The sequence below is a fragment of the Shouchella clausii genome (assembly GCF_002250115.1).
GTDB classification, from domain to species: domain Bacteria; phylum Bacillota; class Bacilli; order Bacillales; family Bacillaceae_D; genus Shouchella; species Shouchella clausii.
Map to the genome: position 1 here is coordinate 495502 of NZ_CP019985.1, position 18645 is coordinate 514146.

General features: G+C 45.4%; 18 protein-coding genes. 4 read left to right on the forward strand and 14 right to left on the reverse strand.

Translation table 11 applies throughout. The features are described 5' to 3' along the window. Positions 1 to 16 precede the first annotated feature (16 nt). From BC8716_RS02445 to dppA, 8 genes are read right to left on the reverse strand one after another with little or no spacing between them, the layout of a single operon-like run. Positions 17 to 1015, reverse strand: coding sequence for an ABC transporter ATP-binding protein (locus BC8716_RS02445; protein WP_157730335.1), 999 nt, complete (start codon positions 1013 to 1015; stop codon positions 17 to 19). Further along, positions 1015 to 1920, reverse strand: a complete 906-nt coding sequence (locus BC8716_RS02450; RefSeq protein WP_094423771.1) for a C40 family peptidase — start codon at positions 1918 to 1920, stop codon at positions 1015 to 1017. Before BC8716_RS02450 ends, BC8716_RS02445 begins: the two co-directional genes overlap by 1 nt. Continuing rightward, positions 1917 to 2855 carry a S66 peptidase family protein gene (locus tag BC8716_RS02455; protein ID WP_094423772.1) on the reverse strand — a complete coding sequence of 313 codons (939 nt, stop codon included), beginning with the start codon at positions 2853 to 2855 and terminating at the stop codon, positions 1917 to 1919. Before BC8716_RS02455 ends, BC8716_RS02450 begins: the two co-directional genes overlap by 4 nt. Before the next feature lie 59 nt (positions 2856 to 2914). Then, the gene (locus BC8716_RS02460) at positions 2915 to 4561 is read right to left on the reverse strand and encodes a peptide ABC transporter substrate-binding protein (RefSeq protein WP_094423773.1); all 1647 of its coding nucleotides are present in this window, start codon (positions 4559 to 4561) and stop codon (positions 2915 to 2917) included. Positions 4562 to 4574: 13 nt separating this feature from the next. Further along, positions 4575 to 5570, reverse strand: a complete 996-nt coding sequence (locus BC8716_RS02465) for an ABC transporter ATP-binding protein (protein ID WP_094423774.1) — start codon at positions 5568 to 5570, stop codon at positions 4575 to 4577. 3 nt (positions 5571 to 5573) lie between these two features. Further along, positions 5574 to 6515 carry an ABC transporter permease gene (locus tag BC8716_RS02470; protein ID WP_094423775.1) on the reverse strand — a complete coding sequence of 314 codons (942 nt, stop codon included), beginning with the start codon at positions 6513 to 6515 and terminating at the stop codon, positions 5574 to 5576. Beyond that, a complete protein-coding gene (locus BC8716_RS02475) occupies positions 6515 to 7438 on the reverse strand; it encodes an ABC transporter permease (RefSeq protein WP_094423776.1) in 924 nt (307 codons plus the stop codon). The genes BC8716_RS02470 and BC8716_RS02475 overlap by 1 nt, the downstream gene beginning before the upstream one ends. A 15-nt stretch (positions 7439 to 7453) precedes the next feature. Then, positions 7454 to 8275: a D-aminopeptidase DppA gene (dppA, locus tag BC8716_RS02480; RefSeq protein ID WP_094423777.1), complete on the reverse strand. Its 822-nt coding sequence runs from the start codon at positions 8273 to 8275 to the stop codon at positions 7454 to 7456. A 323-nt stretch (positions 8276 to 8598) separates the two neighbouring features. Between dppA and BC8716_RS02485 the strand changes: the two genes are divergently transcribed. Both BC8716_RS02485 and BC8716_RS02490 read left to right on the forward strand, forming a co-directional pair. Further along, positions 8599 to 9867, forward strand: coding sequence for a sensor histidine kinase (locus BC8716_RS02485; RefSeq protein WP_094423778.1), 1269 nt, complete (start codon positions 8599 to 8601; stop codon positions 9865 to 9867). Continuing rightward, positions 9864 to 10733 carry a response regulator gene (locus tag BC8716_RS02490; RefSeq protein WP_094423779.1) on the forward strand — a complete coding sequence of 290 codons (870 nt, stop codon included), beginning with the start codon at positions 9864 to 9866 and terminating at the stop codon, positions 10731 to 10733. Before BC8716_RS02485 ends, BC8716_RS02490 begins: the two co-directional genes overlap by 4 nt. Here BC8716_RS02490 and BC8716_RS02495 read toward each other — a convergent pair. The 4 genes from BC8716_RS02495 to BC8716_RS02510 form a co-directional block, all read right to left on the reverse strand. Then, on the reverse strand, positions 10730 to 11383 hold the full coding sequence (locus BC8716_RS02495; protein WP_094423780.1) for an amino acid ABC transporter permease: 654 nt from the start codon (positions 11381 to 11383) through the stop codon (positions 10730 to 10732). The two genes, BC8716_RS02490 and BC8716_RS02495, sit on opposite strands and share 4 nt — an antisense overlap. Next, positions 11384 to 12019, reverse strand: a complete 636-nt coding sequence (locus BC8716_RS02500) for an amino acid ABC transporter permease (protein ID WP_011245627.1) — start codon at positions 12017 to 12019, stop codon at positions 11384 to 11386. Between the two features lie 232 nt (positions 12020 to 12251). After that, positions 12252 to 13073, reverse strand: coding sequence for a transporter substrate-binding domain-containing protein (locus tag BC8716_RS02505; protein ID WP_094423781.1), 822 nt, complete (start codon positions 13071 to 13073; stop codon positions 12252 to 12254). 55 nt (positions 13074 to 13128) lie between these two features. After that, entirely contained in the window at positions 13129 to 13854 is a 726-nt protein-coding gene (locus BC8716_RS02510; RefSeq protein WP_094423782.1) for an amino acid ABC transporter ATP-binding protein, read from the reverse strand. Positions 13855 to 14009: 155 nt separating this feature from the next. On the opposite strand from BC8716_RS02510, the gene rarD reads away from it, so the two are divergent. Further along, positions 14010 to 14918 carry an EamA family transporter RarD gene (gene rarD / locus BC8716_RS02515; RefSeq protein ID WP_094423783.1) on the forward strand — a complete coding sequence of 303 codons (909 nt, stop codon included), beginning with the start codon at positions 14010 to 14012 and terminating at the stop codon, positions 14916 to 14918. Positions 14919 to 14976: 58 nt separating this feature from the next. After that, the gene (locus tag BC8716_RS02520) at positions 14977 to 16032 is read left to right on the forward strand and encodes a lactonase family protein (protein WP_142300685.1); all 1056 of its coding nucleotides are present in this window, start codon (positions 14977 to 14979) and stop codon (positions 16030 to 16032) included. Between the two features lie 48 nt (positions 16033 to 16080). On the opposite strand, the gene ald is transcribed toward BC8716_RS02520, so the two are convergent. Together ald and BC8716_RS02530 are read right to left on the reverse strand one after the other, a co-directional pair. Next, complete coding sequence (gene ald / locus BC8716_RS02525; RefSeq protein WP_094423785.1) at positions 16081 to 17205, reverse strand: alanine dehydrogenase; 1125 nt, start codon at positions 17203 to 17205, stop codon at positions 16081 to 16083. Between the two features lie 47 nt (positions 17206 to 17252). Continuing rightward, a complete protein-coding gene (locus BC8716_RS02530; protein WP_094423786.1) occupies positions 17253 to 18485 on the reverse strand; it encodes a PucR family transcriptional regulator in 1233 nt (410 codons plus the stop codon). Positions 18486 to 18645 lie beyond the last annotated feature (160 nt).

Consider the following 18645-nt stretch of genomic DNA (forward strand, 5'->3'; position numbering starts at 1 on the left):
GCTCCTAACGGGCTAGTTAACCGTGAGTCGCGGCGGCTTCTCCGTGTTTCGGCGCGGTGCCTTCGTATAGATGACAAGCTGCAAAATGGCCAGGCCGGTATTCCTGCATTTGCGGTTCGATGTGCGAGCATTGCTCCATGGCTTTCGGGCAACGAGTCCGGAAAACACAGCCACTTGGCGGCGAAAGCGGGCTTGGAATCTCTCCCTTTAGCAAAATTTGCTCACGCTTATCTTCTAAATCTGGGTCTGGAATCGGAATCGCTGAAAGCAACGCTTCTGTGTATGGGTGAAGTGGATTTTTATAAAGCGCCTCACTCGTTGTCAACTCGACTAGTTTGCCCAAATACATTACGCCAATGCGATCGCTTATATGGCGGACCATCGATAAATCGTGGGCAATAAACAAAAAGGTTAATCCCTTTTCTCGTTGGAGTTTACGTAGCAAATTGACAATTTGTGCTTGGATTGAGACGTCTAAAGCCGAAATGGGCTCATCGGCAACAATAAATTCTGGATCGACGGCAAGAGCGCGAGCAATGCCAATTCTTTGCCGTTGTCCGCCACTAAATTCATGTGGATAGCGATTGGCATGTTCAGCGCCTAAACCAACTGTTTGCAACAGCTCATAAACCTTTTCCTTACGGTGGTGCCCTGTATACAGCTGATGGATGTCGATTCCTTCGGCAATGATGTCCATTACAACAGAACGGGGATTTAATGAAGCGTATGGATCTTGGAAAATCATTTGCATGCTTCGATTCAGTGCTTTTGCTTGCTTTTGTCCAGCTTTATGGACATCGGTGCCTTTAAACTTCACTGACCCCGACGTTCGTTCATACAAACGAAGGATTGTGCGGCCAAGCGTTGACTTTCCACAGCCTGATTCGCCAACAAGTCCTAGCATTTCTCCTTTCCTAATGGCAAAAGAAACACCGTCGACCGCTTTAAGCGTTTGGTTTTTGCGAATAGCAAAATGTTTTTTTAAATCCGTCACTTCCAAAAGCGGTTCACTCACTAAATGTCCCTCCAACTAGGCGCGCTCAAAAAACGGCGCACTGCGCAAAGTTCTTTTTCATATATAGTTCCAGCAAGGTGAATTTGCTCGACTGTTTTCCCTGTTTTTGGAGCATGAATCATTTCTCCATTGCCAGCATACATGGCAACATGGTGAATCGCTCCTTTTCCATTGTCATGACCAAAATAGAGCAAATCGCCGATAGCTGGCCGGCTTGCATCAATGATTTCCCCGGTCAAGACTTGATTGGAGGCATCTCTAGGAATAAGAATGCCGCTGGCACGATGGATCGCATAAACAAACCCGGAGCAGTCAAAACCAAACCCACTCATTCCTCCCCATAGATAGGGAAGGCCAATAAACTGGCGAGCGCTTTTTAACAATGCCTCCCCTGTCCGTTCCCTCGGCCCTTCTTCTATATCAGTCCGTTTAACGATCCCTGTACCAAGAGGCGTGTCGACATGGATGACATACTCTTCATCTTCCACGACTGCTAATTCTGTTCCAAAGCTAAGCGTCAGCCATTTTTGGTGTTTTTCAGTAAACAACGGTGCAACCGTGCTTGAAATCCGGACTGTGTTCGTATTAGGAGGGCTTAATTCCTGGAGCTGGCAAAGGGGGATCCATCCTGGGTACCCTTCCTTATGTTTCGTAGTCGGCTGGTTTGGCAACAGCACTTCAGCCCACTTGCCGACTTCCTGTATGATCAGCACAGTCTCCCCAAACAAAATTTGGCTTTGGACAAGGTTTTCCGTACAAAGTGCTAAGCGCTCATTATAGGAAAGTTGTTCAAGCCACTCTTCATAGCAACTGTTGGCACAGATTATTTTTTCGTCAATTGCTCTTGGCGAATCCGTTGATGTCCAAAGTGTCACAACTGGCTCAGCTGCCTGTACTTCCTTCATTGCCCTTCCCCCCTCACACCAGCTTCCACTACGAAACGTTTGCGTTCTGTATCTAAAACGGCCCTGGCTCCATATGGAACAGAAAATGCAGGCGAGCAATGGCCAATTTGAAAGCCGCTTATGCACGGCTTGCCAGATCCAGAAAAATAATCGTCCAATACTTCTTGCAGCGTAAATGAATGTTGGCGCTTTTTCGGCTCACAGCCGTTAAAGCTGCCGATAACAAACCCTGCAGCATCATCAAGCTTTCCAGCGAGCCTAAGCTGGTTTAGCATCCGGTCAATTCGATAGGGTTCTTCCTCAATTTCTTCAATAAACAAGAGAGTGTCTTTTGTATCAATTTCATATGGCGTTCCGATCATGCTAGCAAGCAATGTCAAATTCCCGCCAACTAATTTTCCTGTAGCCATGCCTTCAGCTAAAACGTGCAACGGCTGGCGTGTTTGTTCAAACACTTGCTGTCGAGGCGCCATGATCTGTGATAATCCGGCTAATGTTGCCCCTTCCAATTCGCTATTGCCGAGGTCAGAACTGAGCATGGGCCCATGGAACGTCACTAACCCTGTTTGCTGGTGGATCGCAACATGCAAGCACGTAATGTCACTATAACCCCAAAATACTTTCGGATGTTCGGCGATTAATTTGTAATTCAGGCGGTCTACAATTCTTGGTGTTCCATATCCTCCGCAAGCACAAAACACGCCACGAACGTCTTCATTGGCAAACATCGCTTCCAAATCAGCAACACGCTCGGCATCCGTACCCCCTAAGTAGCCGTGGCGTTTACCTACCGAGGGAGCAAGCAACACCCGAAGCCCCATATCTTCATACAAAGACTTTGCTTTTTCAATACGGGCGAGATCTGGCGGGCTTGCCGGAGCGACCACGCCAATGGCATCGCCCTTTTTTAGCGCTTTTGGTAAGATAGCCTCCACAAGCCATTCCCCCTTTGCAAAACGGGCATGAGGGAAGAGCGCCTCTCCCCTCATGCCTTTTAATTGATGTCAGCCCATTTCAGCTCAATATAGCCAACAGGATGGCGGACAACACCTGTCACAGAGTCGTTTTCTAAGATTGGCTGGTTATAAAAGTAAAGAGGGAAAATCGGCATTTCTTCCATTAACAGTGTTTCTGCCTCATGGAGCAATGCAAACCGCCGCTCTTCATCGCCTTCCTCCTTAGACTCGGCAATCAACCGATCATACTCTTCGTTCTCCCAACCAGTTCGGTTCATAGAGCTACCTGTGACAAAACTTTCAAGGAAGTTGACTGGATCAGCGTAGTCAGCGATAAACGAAGACCGGGACATTTGCAGTTCTAAATTGCGTTGCTGATCTAGGAAAACACTTGATTCAACGACTGCTAGGTCAACGGAAACTCCTAAGTTTTCTTCATACATTTGTTGGAGTGTTTCAGCAATGCGCTGATGCTCATCCACTCCTGAGCTATATGAAAGCGTAACAGGAGGTAATTCTGAATAGCCTTCTTCCGCCATCCCTTCTTCAAGCAATGCTTTTGCTTCGTCTGGGTCATACTCAAGCAAATCGCCGCCTGATTCACGGAAATCACCGCCGTCAGGTTCGGTAAATCCGTAGGAAACAAATGCCCCTGCAGGTTCCTGGTTTTGGCGAATGACGCTATCAACTATCGCCTGGCGGTCAACTGCTTTGGCAAATGCTTGGCGGATTTTTTGATTTTGGAACGGCTCTTCAGTCACTAAAAACCGGTAAAAGTATGTGCCTGCTTGTTCTAATAGGTCAACCTCTCCCTCTGCAATCAGCTGTTCGGCCATGTCTGCCGGCGGTGCGGCTGCATGAAGGTTTCCTTGTTCATACATTTGATAGGCAGTCATTGCATCTTCAAGCATTAGCCATTTGACACCGTCAAGAGCGACATTTTCCGCATCCCAATACTGGTCGTTCCTCTCCATCCGCAACTCCGAGTTATGGTCCCAGCCAGCGAGGACAAACGGGCCGTTGCTCACATACGTGTCCGCTTCTGTATGCCAATCAGGATTTTCTTCTGCTGTTGCTTTATGAACCGGGAAAAACGATGGATTGGCAATAATGCTAAGGAAATATTGTTGCGGGCTAGTCAATACGACCTCAAGTGTTTTGTCATCAATAGCCGTCACGGCCATATCCTCGGCTGAGCCTTCTCCTGCATTGTATTCAGCAGCTCCTTCAATCAATTCGGCTAAAAAGGCTGCTGATGAAGCATTCTCTGGATTAACAAGTTCTTTCCAGGCATATTCAAAGTCTTCTGCTGTCACAGGCTCCCCATTGGACCAATTGGCATCATCGCGAATATGGAACGTATACGTCAACCCGTCATCGGAGATTTCCCAACTTTCAGCTGTTGCTTCCTCTGGCGTATGGTCAGAACCAAGCCGTGTAAGCCCTTCCATTATGTTATTCAGCGGCGCATTCGAAACCGCTTCGAACGCAATTTGTGGATTTAAAGAGACAGGCTCATTGCCATTGTTCAAAATCAAGATTTTTTCCTCTGCTTTTTCTTCTGTCCCTGTTTCCCCCTCTGTTGTTTCTGGTGGATTTTCGTCAGTTGACGTCCCGGTTGTACAAGCCGCGAGCGTCCATACAAAGCTTGCCGCTAGTGGAGCGTAATACCATTTCTTTTTCATCGTGCTTCCCCCTTTAAGCTAACTCTTTAAAAACTTGTTTGGCGCGTAGATCTTCGAGCCAGCACGAAACAGCATGCGTTCCTGTTATCTTCGTTTCCGCTGGCATATGGGAACGGCAGACATCCATGGCGTACGCGCAGCGTGGCGCAAATGGACATCCTGCCGGCGGTGCAAATAAATCAGGCGGCGTTCCGCCAATCGGCTCAAGCTCAGCTTCACTGCCGTCTAGGCGGGGAACTGAATGTAACAATCCTTTTGTATAAGGGTGCTGAGGGTTATAAAACAACTCTCTACGATTGCTTGTTTCAACGATTTTTCCGGCATACATGACATGCACACGGTCAGCAAGCTGAGCGACAACCCCCAAATCATGGGTAATTAACATGATCGCGACTCCTGTCTGCCGTTGAATGTCTTTAAATAGCTTTAAAATTTGTGCTTGGATCGTAACATCAAGCGCCGTTGTTGGTTCATCCGCAATGAGAATGTCCGGTTTGCAAATAAGCGCCATCGCAATCATGAGTCGCTGCCTCATCCCGCCACTAAACTCATGAGGGTACTGCTTTAGCCGTTCTTTCCCGTTGGCAATGCCCACGACTTCAAGCATTTCCAACGCTTTATGATTAGCTTCGCTTGCAGAAATTGACGTATGCTTGCGGATGCCTTCAGTCAATTGCGTCCCGACTGTTAATGATGGGTTGAGCGAAGTCATCGGGTCTTGGAAAATCATCGAAATTTCGTTCCCTTGGATACGGCGCATTTTTTTAGCGGGCAGCTTCGTCAAATCTTGCTCTTTAAATAAAATTTCCCCTTGTTTGATCGCGGCGCTCCCTTTTGGCAACAGGCCCATGATGCTTTGTGCTGTTACGCTCTTGCCGCAGCCGCTCTCGCCAACGACAGCAAGTGTTTCTCCTTTTTCCAGACTCAGATTAACTCCGCGGACTGCTTGAACTTCTCCGCCATATGTTTTAAATGCTATATGCAGTTGTTTTAATTGCAATAAAGCCAAATGCTACCGCCTCCTTGTTTTTGGATCGAGTGCATCTTGCAAACCGTCGCCAAAGACGTTAAAGGCAAACATGGTGAGCGAGATGAAAAAGGCAGGGAAAAAAAGACGCCACCAATGGCCTGTCAAAATCGAGGACAAACCGTTATTGGCGAGCGATCCCCAGGAAGCAAAAGGCGCTTGAATGCCAAGCCCTAAAAAACTTAAAAATGCTTCCGCGAAAATCGCTGAGGGGATAGTCAACGTCATTTGGATGATGATCGGCCCCATTGTATTCGGCAGAAGGCTCTTTCGAATAATATGCGAAGTGCTTCCGCCAAATACTTTTGAAACAAGCACATATTCATTTTGTTTTAATGACAGCACTTGACCGCGGACAATTCGGGCCATTCCGACCCACCCGGTTACAGTCAAAGCGATAATAATCGTGAGCAAACCTGGGCCCATAATAACCATAAGCAGTATGACAACTAGCAAGTAAGGTAAGCCGTACAAAATTTCAACGATACGCATCATGGTCGAGTCGACACGCCCGCCTTTGTAACCAGAGATCCCTCCATAAACAATCCCAATTAGGCAATCGATCGCGGCTGCAGCAAGACCAACAAATAGTGAAATCCGGGCGCCGTACCAAGTCCTAGCAAACATATCACGGCCAAGCTCGTCTGTGCCAAACCAATGTTCAGACGAAGGGGGCATGTTGACTTTCGTTAAATCGCCGGCAGTGACGCTATGGGGAGTAATCCATGGGCCAATTACCGCCATCACGCCAAGGGCCACCATCGTTGCCAGGCCAAACATTGCCAATTTGTTTTCTCGCAAGCGGACCCATGCTGAATGCCAGTAAGACAAAGAGGGGCGAACGACTTTTTCGGCACTGTCAGTCTGTACCGCTTTTTTAAATAGAGCGTCATCAACAGGCTGCTGGTTCGAATCAAGAAGCGCCATTAGTGGCCCTCCTTCCGATGCAGTTTAATTCTTGGGTCAAGGAAACCGTAAACAATATCAACAAGGAATAGCATAACTAGCAGAATGGCGCTATAAAAAATCGTTGTCCCCATAATCACTGGATAGTCGCGGTTATTGATCCCTTCAACAAAATAACGGCCAATGCCTGGTATGGCAAAAATTTTTTCAATCACAAAACTGCCTGTTAAAACGCCAGCGATTAGTGTGCCAAGTATGGTCGCAACAGGCATCAGGCCATTCCGCAACGCGTGTTTTACGACAATTGTCACAGGGGATAGCCCTTTTGCCTGTGCCGTCCGAATATAATCTTGTGTCAGTACATCAACCATCGTTGACCTTGTTAACCTAGCTATAATCGCCATTGGCGACGTAGCAAGGGCAAAAACGGGCAAGATCATATGTTGCCAGCTCTGCCATGTCGCAATAGGCAAATAATCTTTAAATGAATGTATAAGTAAAGCAGCCAAAATGAAATTAGGAACTGAAAGACCAAGCACGGCAAAAGTCATTAGCGTATAATCAATCAGGCCATTGCGCTTTAGCGCCGACAAGACCCCTAGAATAACGCCTGAGACAAGGGCAATGGCAATCGCATACACTCCAAGTTCCAAAGAAACAGGAAAGCCTCTTGCGATTAAATCATTGACGGATACGCCTGGTTGTGCAATCGAAGGCCCGAATTCAAACTGCATGAGCGATTGCAAATACGAGAAGTACTGGTTGATCACTGGCTGGTCAAGCCCAAAGTAAGCTTCCAGATTGGCACGGATTGTTTCATTTGTCGTCTGTTCACTATTGAGCGGCGAACCTGGCACCGCATGCATAAGCGTGAAGGTAGCCGTAATAATGACCCATAACGTGATTAGCATCGCTAAAAAACGTTTGCTCACATATTTAAGCATGTGGATCGCCTCTTTCTAGCAAAACGTCGTTTGCATGGCAAGCTCAGTCATGACAAGCATCGCCTGGTACGCTTCCTTGACGTCTTTTGCTGCAAATTTAACAGTTGTGCCTGTCTCTAATTCAGCACCAGGCATTAACGCGGCCCACTCCGCTTGCCCGTAATTGGCAAATTCAATATGTAAAACAGGCTGCTTGTTTGCAATGAGCGGTTCCACTTTGCCGCTTTTCATTAAAGCTTCCTTTGTTTTTGCTTGCAACAACGCTTTGCTTTTTGCAGGCGTTAAACAGAGAGCGGATGAACGGGATTGTGCTGTTTTGACTATAGCGGTTGTCACATTAGGAATGAGCGCTTCCGCTTCTTTTGCGGCCTGGTCATCTCCTGCTACAAGCAATACCGGAACGCCGTAATAACCGGCTAAATAAGCGTTTAACCCCATTTCTCCGATTTCATGGCCATCAAGCCACATCGAACGGACGCCAAAAATCATCGTATGGCTCATGACTCCTGGCATAGAGGCCCTGGAGTGGTAGCCTATAAAGAAAGCACCGTCGAACGAATCGTCGAGCCCTTGTACCATTGAATACGGTTTGACCTCGCCAGAAACCAATTCAATTTCTGCAAGAAGTCGCTCCACAAGCAAATTATTCATTTTCCCATGTGAGTCGTTGACGACAAATCGTTTGCAGCCAAAGGCAAACGCAGCTTCTGCTACGTGGTTTACCTCGTCTGTCATCAACTGTTGGCCCCGTTCATAAAACCGTTCGCCTGGCGTTACAAACTGGCGGTCTACAAGCCCTGTGATCCCTTCCATGTCAACTGATGAATAAATGTTCATTTAGTTCCCTCTCTTCAGCCTTATCTGTCCAGTATGATAGTTAGTATTCTAAGAAAAAGATCGTTTTCCTGCTCTTCTTACAGAAAATAAAAAAGAATCGTGTCACCTTTTCTGGCAAAGCCATGAATCTAGCACATTAGGCTTACGCTGAATGAACTAAAAAACTTCTCATTACGGCAATAAAAGTGCTGATTTATTTTACTCCTTGTGTATAATATATGGACATAGCGTTATTTCTCCTGGATATCGGCTAGTGCTGCATTGCCCGCTTCGGGGCTCAATTTTTGTTCCATTTGCAATTTTTCAATGAAACAGGTGGACTTATGCGTTCGAAAAAATGGCTTACTGTCGTCTTCATTGGCTTGGCGACTGCTCTAATGGGTGAGCTCCGTTTCGCCCCATTTGGTTGGGAATTCCGGTTTGGCATGGGTAGTAGCACATTCTTTTTTCTGCTCCTTGTTTTTAGGCAAGTCCCCCCTTTTCTAACGGGGCTTTTGACGGGAGCGGTTGTCGTACTGTTTCGGGTATTAACAAGTACCGTATTTTTGGCAGACCCTTACTCTTTTGTAGAAGTTCTATTCGTCCATCTTTCAGCTATGTTTTATTACTGGGCTTTCGGTTTAGGAATCAACCTTTTACCGACCAAGCTCGTCCAAATGAACATGCTCTGGTTTGGATTATTTGTTGTCGTTATTGATATCGCATCTAATTTAACTGAGCTCCTTGCCCGTTCGGTCTTACAAGACATTACGACTCTGTTATGGACAGAGTGGTTAGCATTATTGGTAGTTACCGTTATTCGGGTTTATTTTGTCCTTGGCGTATACGCCAGCATCGCCCAGCATAAACAGCAGACGATCTTAAAAGAACAAAAAAAGCGCTATGAAACGTTATTAAACGTAAGTGCAAGCCTTTTCGGCGAAAGCTACTACTTAAGCAAAGTAATTGAAACAGTGGAAAACATGACGAACAGAGCATTCTATCTCTATCGGAAACTAAAACAAGAACAGTCAGCGTACCACCAAGAAGCATTGCAAATTTCACAAGAGATTCACGAAATAAAAAAAGACGCACAACGCGTCCAAGCAGGATTAGCGAAATTAAACAACCATGACCACACATTTGAGCAGTTGGATCTCAAACAATTAGGCGATTTTGCCATCAAAGGAAATGAAAGCTATAGCTTTTTTCTAAACAAACGTATTCGTTTTCGCCAAGAAACAACATCTACGTATTTAACAAATAAACATGTCGAACTTTTAAGTTGCTTAAATAATTTATTAGCAAATGCAATCGAATCTATTGACAAGGAAGGCACGATTTTACTTTCTATTTATGAAAAGAATGAGATGACTTATTTTGAGGTGACTGACGATGGCGCTGGCATTGCAGAAGAAGACATGCATCATTTATGCGAACCAGGTTTTACAACAAAATATCATGAGGACGGAAGCCCCTCAACCGGAATCGGACTGACTCACGTGCAGCATATTGTCACTGACTTAGGTGGATTCCTGCAATTTGAGCGCAGCCATGTCACAAAAGTTTGTCTAGTTATTCCAACGAAGCGATTGGAGGGAAAACAACAATGATAACGTTTGCAATTATTGACGATGAGCCTGGTTGCCGTCGTATGTTAGCGTCCATTATTAAGAAAACCGGACTTGGAGAGATTGTATTAAGTGATGAAGGGAACGCTGCTTCGATTCAGGCCATTGTTGCTCGCCAGCCGGACATCGTCTTAATCGATCTGCTCATGCCGAAAATCGATGGTCTCGACATGATTGAGCAGTTGAAAACTGCTGGTTATCGTGGGCGTTTTGTTATGATTTCGCAAAATGACAATAAAGAATTAGTAGGTGAAGCCTACCAGCTCGGAGTGGAATTTTTCATTCATAAACCAATCCATGCGATTGAAGTAGAGTCTGTTTTATCCTATGTAAAACGCCAGCTTCAACCTTCCCTTCCAGAAATGCAACTGGCATTAACGCATGTGAGCCATGCGACTCATCCCCATGTTTCTCTGCAACGAGCAGCGCGGCGGACACTTGCAGAGCTAGGAATTTCAAACGAAGCGGGCTCTAAAGATTTCATCCATGCGATGGATTATTTGGCCGAGACAGGGAGCGAGCCCCTTTCTTTGCGTACCTTATATAAAAAAATGGCCTTAGCCCGCTTTTCCAATCCTATCGATCAAGAAAAAGAGGCAAAGGCCATTGAACAACGAATGCGCCGGGCAGTAGCAAAAGCACTGACAAACATTGCTTCCCTTGGTCTAACTGATTACGCTCATCCAAAATTTGAGTATTACGCGCCCCTTTTCTTCGATTTTCGTGAAGTGAGGCAGCGGATGAAAGAAATTGATTTAGACATGGCTCATAGTGTCGTACGCATTCATATTAAAAAATTTTTATTTGCACTTTTTGATGAAGCAAACGAAAGCAGAAAAGGTGCTTAAACATGCTTCGCTTCAAGTTTCTTTGCAATTTTGGACAATGCAAAATTGACGACAAAGTACATAATCGCGACAAAGAATAGAATGGCAAAGACCGAATTGGAGTTGTGGGCACTTAGAATGCGTGCATGGTGCATGACTTCTGGCAATGTAATAATGACCGCAAGCGAAGTATCTTTTAATAGGGCAATGAATTGAGAAACAGTCGGTGGCATCATTTTTCGTGCTGCCTGAGGAATCAAAATCGCCCGCAACGTCTGTGTGTACGTCAAGCCAGATGAACGCGCGGCCTCAATTTGCCCTTTAGGAATCGAATTTAAACCACTGCGGATAATTTCAGAAATCATCGCACCTTCAAACACGGTCAAAGCGACAATAGCTGCTACAAACGGGCTTACTTGAAACCCTAGTTCCGGAAGCAAAACAAAATGGGTAAAAAATAAAATCAACAGCAAAGGCAAACAGCGGATAATATCAATGGCCGCGCCTAATACTCGCGAAAAAACCGGAATCTTTGCATAGCGAAGAATGCCGAGTACAATGCCGACTACATAACTGCAAATGATGGCGATTAATGCCAATAATAATGTAACTTGAAATCCTTCCCATAAATAAAGGAGGTTGGATGGCGTATATGCCGATAGAAAGTCCATTTAGGCGCCCCCTTTAGCAAGGCGTTTCTCATAATAGCCGATTCCCCAGCTAAGCGGAATCGTTAAAAGTAAATAAAATAACGCAACAATGCCATATACGGCATACGGACTAAACGTCATGCTGTTAATGATATCGCCTTGGTACATTAAGTCAGCCCCTCCCACTACTGCAAGAATCGAGGAGTTTTTCACCAAGTTCAATGTTTGGTTCCCAAGTGGGGGAATGACTGTTTTGATCGCTTGCGGCAAAATGACGAAGCGCAATGCTTGTGTATAAGTTAAACCTGAGGAGCGCGCCGCCTCCATCTGGCCGGTTGGGATTGCCTGAATGCCTGCTCGTATAGCTTCAGCAATAAAGGCGCTTGTATAAATCAATAAACCTAGCGTCCCTGCTTCAAAGCCGCCTAGGCGAAATCCGAGCCAAAAAATAAAGACAGTGAGCAACAGCGGGATGTTACGGAAAAACTCAACATAAGCAGTTCCTAGCCAATTAAGTACACGGATCGTGGAAATGCGCATGACTGCAATTAGCGTGCCGACGACGAAGCTGCCTACAAGGGCATAGGTGCTTGCTTTTAACGTCTGCAAAAAGCCAGACAAAAACGCATCCCAATAGTCAATTAAGATTGTAATCATCGTTTCGCCCCCTTTTTAAAAAGAGCAAAAGCGTAAGTTTGCGCTTCAGACTGTAGACAAACGCTCGCATCCTTCGTTGCTCACCTCGTTCATATGCTCATGAACCCACGTTCTATTCGCATCTTCACTCGGTTTCGCGCCTCGGCTGACAAGCGTTTTCTATCAGTCTGAGTGATTTTGTCGACTTTGTCGACAACCTCAAGCGCAAGTTTGCGCTTTCCCCTAAGCAGTCTTATTCTGGAGACTCGCCGATCCATTTTTCATAAATTTCATCATACCGGCCAGAAGCTTTTAAGTCTGCAAGAATTTCATTGATTTTTTCCGTAAATTCGTTGTCGCCTTTGCGGACAGCAATCCCATATGGCTCGTCGGTAAATGTACCGCCAACGACTTCATAATCGCTATTTTCCTCAGCCATACCATAAAGAATGGAGTTATCCGTAGTTAGCGCATCTCCTTGACCGGACTGAAGAGCCAAGAATGCCTCTTGGTAATTTTCGAGCTCAATCACTTCGGCATCAGGCGCTTGTTCTAGCAAGTTTTGGCCTGAAGTTGCGCCCTTAACTGCAAGCACTTTTGTTCCAGCCCCGATATCGTCAATTCCTTGAATGTCGCTGCCTTTTTCCACCAATAACGACTGTCCTGCTTCAAAATACACATCAGAGAAGTTGACTTCCTTTTTGCGTTCTTCCGTAATCGTCATCGTCGCAATAATGGCGTCGATTTGCCCATTGTCTAATAGTGGAATTCGTGTTTTAGACGTCACTTCTTTTAATTCGATTTTGTTTTCATCGCCTAGCAACTCTTTTGCAATTTCCTTGGCAATATCGATGTCAAACCCTTCCACTTCACCACTCGCAGGATCCTTTAAGCCAAACAACCTTGTGTCAAATTTGACTCCGACCACAAATTTGTCCGCTTCCTCAATTTTTGCAAGCGTGCTTTCTTCATTGCTATTTTCTGTGCTTCCGTCTACCGTTTCATCGCCACCACCGCATGCAGAGAGAGCCAACACAGCCGCTCCTGCAAGCAATCCATTCATCCATTTTTTCATTACTTTTTCCCCCTTTAAAGTATGTGATGACCACAGCAAATACGCCTTTTAAAGCCTAATGAAGCAAACGGCTTAAGAAATGCTGTGACCTTTTTTCTCTCGGGTTTTCAAAGAAATCGATAGGCCTCGCCTCTTCTACAATTTGGCCTTCATCCATAAATATCACTCGGTCAGCTACTTCTTTAGCGAATCCCATTTCGTGGGTAACGCATACCATCGTCATCCCTTCTTTCGCTAGCGTCTTCATTACGTCTAGCACTTCGCCTATCATTTCTGGGTCAAGTGCCGATGTAGGTTCGTCAAAAAGCATAATTTTCGGCTTCATCGCCAACCCTCTGGCAATCGCCACTCGTTGTTGTTGCCCGCCTGAAAGCTGGGATGGATAAGATTTTGCTTTTTCGGGTATGCCTACTTTCGTTAAGTACTGCATTGCCGTTTCTTCCGCTTCTTCTTTAGAAACTTTCAGTACTTGGCGTGGGGCTAATGTAATATTGTCCAATACATTCATATGGGGGTATAAATTAAAGTGTTGAAAAACCATGCTAATGTCACGGCGCAATTTATTGATATTTACTTTTTTATCATGTAAAGCAAAATCATTGACCAACAGTTTCCCATCAGTGATGGTTTCAAGCCTGTTAATGCAGCGAAGCATTGTTGATTTTCCAGACCCGGATGGCCCAAGTACAACGACCACTTCTCCACGGTCAATTGTCGTTGTTATATTTTTCAGAACATGAAAATCGCCATAATGTTTATTTACCGAATCAAATGTGATCATTGTTGTCCCCCCTCTCGATTTTGTCCATTCTTGGGCTTACAGGAATGGTAAAGGCCTGCCTATAAAAACCTACAAAAACTTATAGAAACTTATTTATTCGCCCTACGAAACAAAAATAAGGTAAACTGAGAAAAAAGAGAATTGGGGAGAGACGATTGAATACGCAAAAAGGAGATAAACTTGGCATTGTCGCGGCTTCTGGTTCTTATTTCATTTGGGGATTGTTGCCGCTGTACTGGGCATTGCTAAAACATTTGCCATCACTAGATATTTTAATGTACCGCATTGCGTTTGCCTTTGTTTTTATCGCTATGCTGCTCTTGTTTTCGAAGCAAAAAGCCCATTATCGTACAGAGTTGAAATGGGTATTTACGAACGGGCGCGTTTTCATGAGCATCTTCACAGCGTCTATTTTAATAAGTTTAAACTGGTTTATTTTCATCTTTGCCGTTAGCGGCGAAAAAGTGATTGATGCAAGCCTTGGCTATTACATCAACCCGCTTTTAAATGTTGTCCTTGCCACCTTGTTCTTAAAAGAAAAACTGAGCAAAGCAGAAGTCGCAGCAGTTGCGTCAGCGGCAATAGGCGTATTGCTGTTAATCATCATTGGCGGCCACATTCCGTGGGCTTCTTTTGGTATGGCGCTCACTTTTTGCTTGTATGGATTCATTAAACGTGCCGCTCCATTAAGTGCCACAGGGGGATTATTCATTGAAACACTGCTTGTCGTCCCTGTTGCGCTTTGCTATTTTGCTTTTTTTACAGCTTATCCACTAACTAGCTTTGCGCCTCTGACGATCGCCCTACTTGTTGGCGCAGGAGTGGTGACGGCAGTGCCGCTGCTTCTTTTTTCTTATGGGGCAAAGCGGATTTCCTTTTCATTGATTGGTTTTCTACAGTATGTCGCGCCAACATTAATGCTATTGCTAGGAATCTTTGTATTTGGCGAGCCATTTTCGATTGTTCAATTTTTCGCCTTTTTCTTCATTTGGGTTGGCTTAGTTGTCTTTACTTCTTCACGGCTCCTTGGCCATCGCCAGCAAAAAATTAACGCTAAAACATGAATGATTTCGGCAAATCGGTTATACTGTTGGAGACATTGTACGAGAGGGAGTGTTTGGTTTGGCGATTTACCGAGGATACATTGGCACTTATTCCAAAGGAGATAGCAAAGGCATTTATACGTTTACACTAGATACGAATACAAAGGAAATAACTGACCTTAAGGTAGCAGCTGAGTTGAAAGATGCAACTTATGTAACGATCTCCGATGACAATCAATTCCTTTACGTAGTTATGAAGGAAGGAGACGCTGGTGGCATTCAATCCTTTTCCATCAATGCGCAAACAGGGGCCCTCGAACCGATCAATAAGGAAATAACAGCAGATGGTGGGCCTTGCCATATTAGTGTAGACAAAGCAGGAAAACGGGCTTTGTCTGCCAACTACCATAGCGGCATGATTCATGCTTTCGCCTTGAACAATGATGGCTCAATCGCGAAAACAGTAGCAAGTGCTCAACATAAAGGCAGCGGCCCAAATGCAGAGCGGCAAGAAAAAGCCCATGCCCATTTTGCCGGTTTTACACCAGATGAACGATACATTGTAGCGGTCGATCTAGGTACAGACGAAGTCGTGCTGTATACACTTGATGGCGAAAACTTGGCAAAACATTTTACGTTTAACGCCACTCCAGGCTCTGGGCCCCGTCATATTGCTTTCCACCCGACGGAACCATATGCCTATATTATGACTGAGTTATCCAATGAAGTCATTGTGTGCGCTTTTGACGCGATTCCTGGAACATTAAAGGAAATACAAGTAGTGTCAACTTTGCCTGAAGGCTATGAAGACCTTAGCCAAGGCAGTGCCATCCATGTTTCCCGCGACGGCAAGTTTGTTTACGTTGGCAACCGCGGGCACAATTCAATTACAAGTTTCCGTGTTAATGAACATTCAGGCGAACTGAGCTTAGTCGAATTTGTTTCGACTGAAGGCAATTGGCCGCGGGACTTTCGCCTTGATCCAACCGAATCAATAGTTGTTGCTTCTAACCAAGAATCAGGGGATTTAACCGTCTATTCCCGAAACAAAGATACAGGCAAACTCAGCCTGCACAAAGCCAATATTTCTGTGCCATATCCTGTTTGTGTAGCATTTTTAAGCACACCGCTTTAAACAAAAAAAACGCTTGACCCACACGTGTGGGTCAAGCGTTCTTTTTGTTTAAGGCAATTCAGCTAGAACTTCTTCTGCTTGTTTATAAGGATAGTTTAGATCACGTGCAACTGCTTCATACGTAATAAAGCCATTCGCTACATTTAAGCCTTTGGCAAGTGCCGAACTCGCTCGTAATGCTTCTTTAGCGCCCTTATTGGCAATTTGTACAGCGAAAGGAATGGTGACGTTAGTCAACGCAATCGTCGATGTCCGCGGCACCGCTCCTGGCATATTGGCGACAGCATAATGGATGACATCATACTTCGTATAAGTCGGGGCATCATGTGTTGTTACTTTATTAGCTGTTTCAATAATGCCACCTTGGTCTACAGCGACGTCGACAACGACACTTCCTGCTCCCATTTTTTGTATCATTTCTGCTGTTACGAGTTTAGGCGCTCTTGCTCCAGGAATTAGCACAGCGCCAATAACAAGATCGGCCTCGGCCACAGCGCTAGCAATATTCAAAGGGTTAGACATGATCGTCTGAATGTCATTTCCAAATTGATCGTCAAGTTGGCGCAGCCTTTCTGCACTAACATCGAGCAGAGTGACATCAGCGCCAAGGCCAACAGCCATTTTTGCCGCGTTTGTGCCAACAACGCCGCCGCCGATGATCGTTACTTTGGCCCGTTTAACGCCAGGTACGCCGGAGAGGAGAATTCCCTTCCCTCCTCGTGTCTTCTCCAAAAACTGGGCGCCCACTTGTGTTGCCATCCTTCCAGCCACTTCACTCATCGGCGTTAACAATGGCAATGCCCGGTTTATCTCTACCGTCTCATAAGCAATCGCCGTCACGCCTGAATCGACTAACGCCTTTGTCAACTCAGGCTCTGCCGCCAAATGCAAGTACGTAAACAAAATTAGCCCTTTGCGGAAATACCGATACTCTTCAGAAAGCGGCTCTTTGACTTTAATAATCATGTCTGCTGCCGCCCACACATCTTTCGCGTTTTCCTCAATCGTTGCGCCTGCCTTTTCATACTCCTCATCTGTAAAGCCGCTACCAATGCCTGCGCTTGCCTCCACTACGATACGGTGGCCGTTGCCAACAAGCGCATCCACTCCAGCTGGCGTAATCGCTACCCGATTTTCATAGCTTTTAATCTCTTTCGGTATTCCGATAATCATATGCCAAGACCTCCCTCGAAAACGTTTATTTTCTTAGTATACCCGAGTTACGGTCTTTTTTTCTTTGGGGCATCCACCCTAATTTTCCCTATCCCATTTGTGGAATTCACCGAAAGTTGCGCTTTTTTGCGCTGTAAATCTAAATATAAGCCAATTCGTTCAGCTGGGTTACGCAAATGTAAGCCCGTCAACTCGGCAATTCGCTTTAATCGGTATTGGAGGGAATTGGGATGAACATGAAGCGCTTTCGCTGCAGCGGTAAGGTGTCCGTCTTTTTCAATATACATCGCCAATGTTTCCAACAGACTTGTTTGATTTTCTGCATCATATTCACGCAACTGCTCAATTGCTGGATGGTCACCAGCGATCATCGCTTTGTCTTCATAAGGCTGTATATATTTGTACGCCCCTGCTTCATAATAGAACAAGCAATCAGATAGCTCGCTGCCAAACCTCTTTTTCAATTCCAGCAATGCTTTCGCCTGTTCATAAGCCCGGGCGCATCCATCAACGGCAAATGAAGGATTCCCCGCGGCCATGTGGATACCACCTGGCAGTTTCTCGGCAAAGGCGCCAACTTGTTTCCTTAAGTCTTTTCCATAAATAAAGGCAATAAAAAACTCACCATCAAACATAAAAAGCACGGCGTTGCTGTTTTCAAATATCGCTTGTACAGTCTCCATATGTTCAAGCTGGTTTGCCAAATCCACTATAAGGATACTGCTTTGCCGCTCCTCATGCCGCACTTCTTCTGGTATGTCGCCCAGTTCGTGGGTATTCGTCAATAGTTTCCAAAGTCGCTCCTCATTCGAAGCTTCCCCACGTTTAAACCGATTCGCTTTTTGCATAAGCCGTGCTGCTTTTCGAGCTGCCTTTTTCAACCATTGCTGCTCATAGGCCGTAAGGGTTCGATTGGTTTCCGACACCCAAACATAACCAAGCACAAGACCTTCCTGGTCCCGAACGGATAAAGCAACTCTTGGCCCGAGTCCCATATCGGGAATCTCAGCAATTGAAATCGGTTCAGACGATTGATTTAACGAAGCCATAATCCCATCTTTCCAAAAACGGTGAATTAACGGCGCTGGTACTTTACGGCCGATGATGGTGGACACTCGGGCTTGGTCTGTTCCTTCTCCATGCTCTGAATAGGCCAGTAAATGATGGTGACTGTTTTCTATTGTAACAGGACATTTCAGCAGGACGCCTAATTCTTCCACAAATTGATCAAGGGAGGAAAACGAATGACACAAAAATTGATCGTATGCAAAAGCCAACATGATCACCACTTTTTCTCATTCAATCGCTCATTTGCGGAAGCGATTACTTGTTTTTTACTAGTATAGCAACTGGAACATTTTTCTGCCTAGCATCTCTCCACAAAAAAACTCGCTGACGTGGGCGCTAACAGCACCAAACCCGTCTCGCGAGTCTATTGCA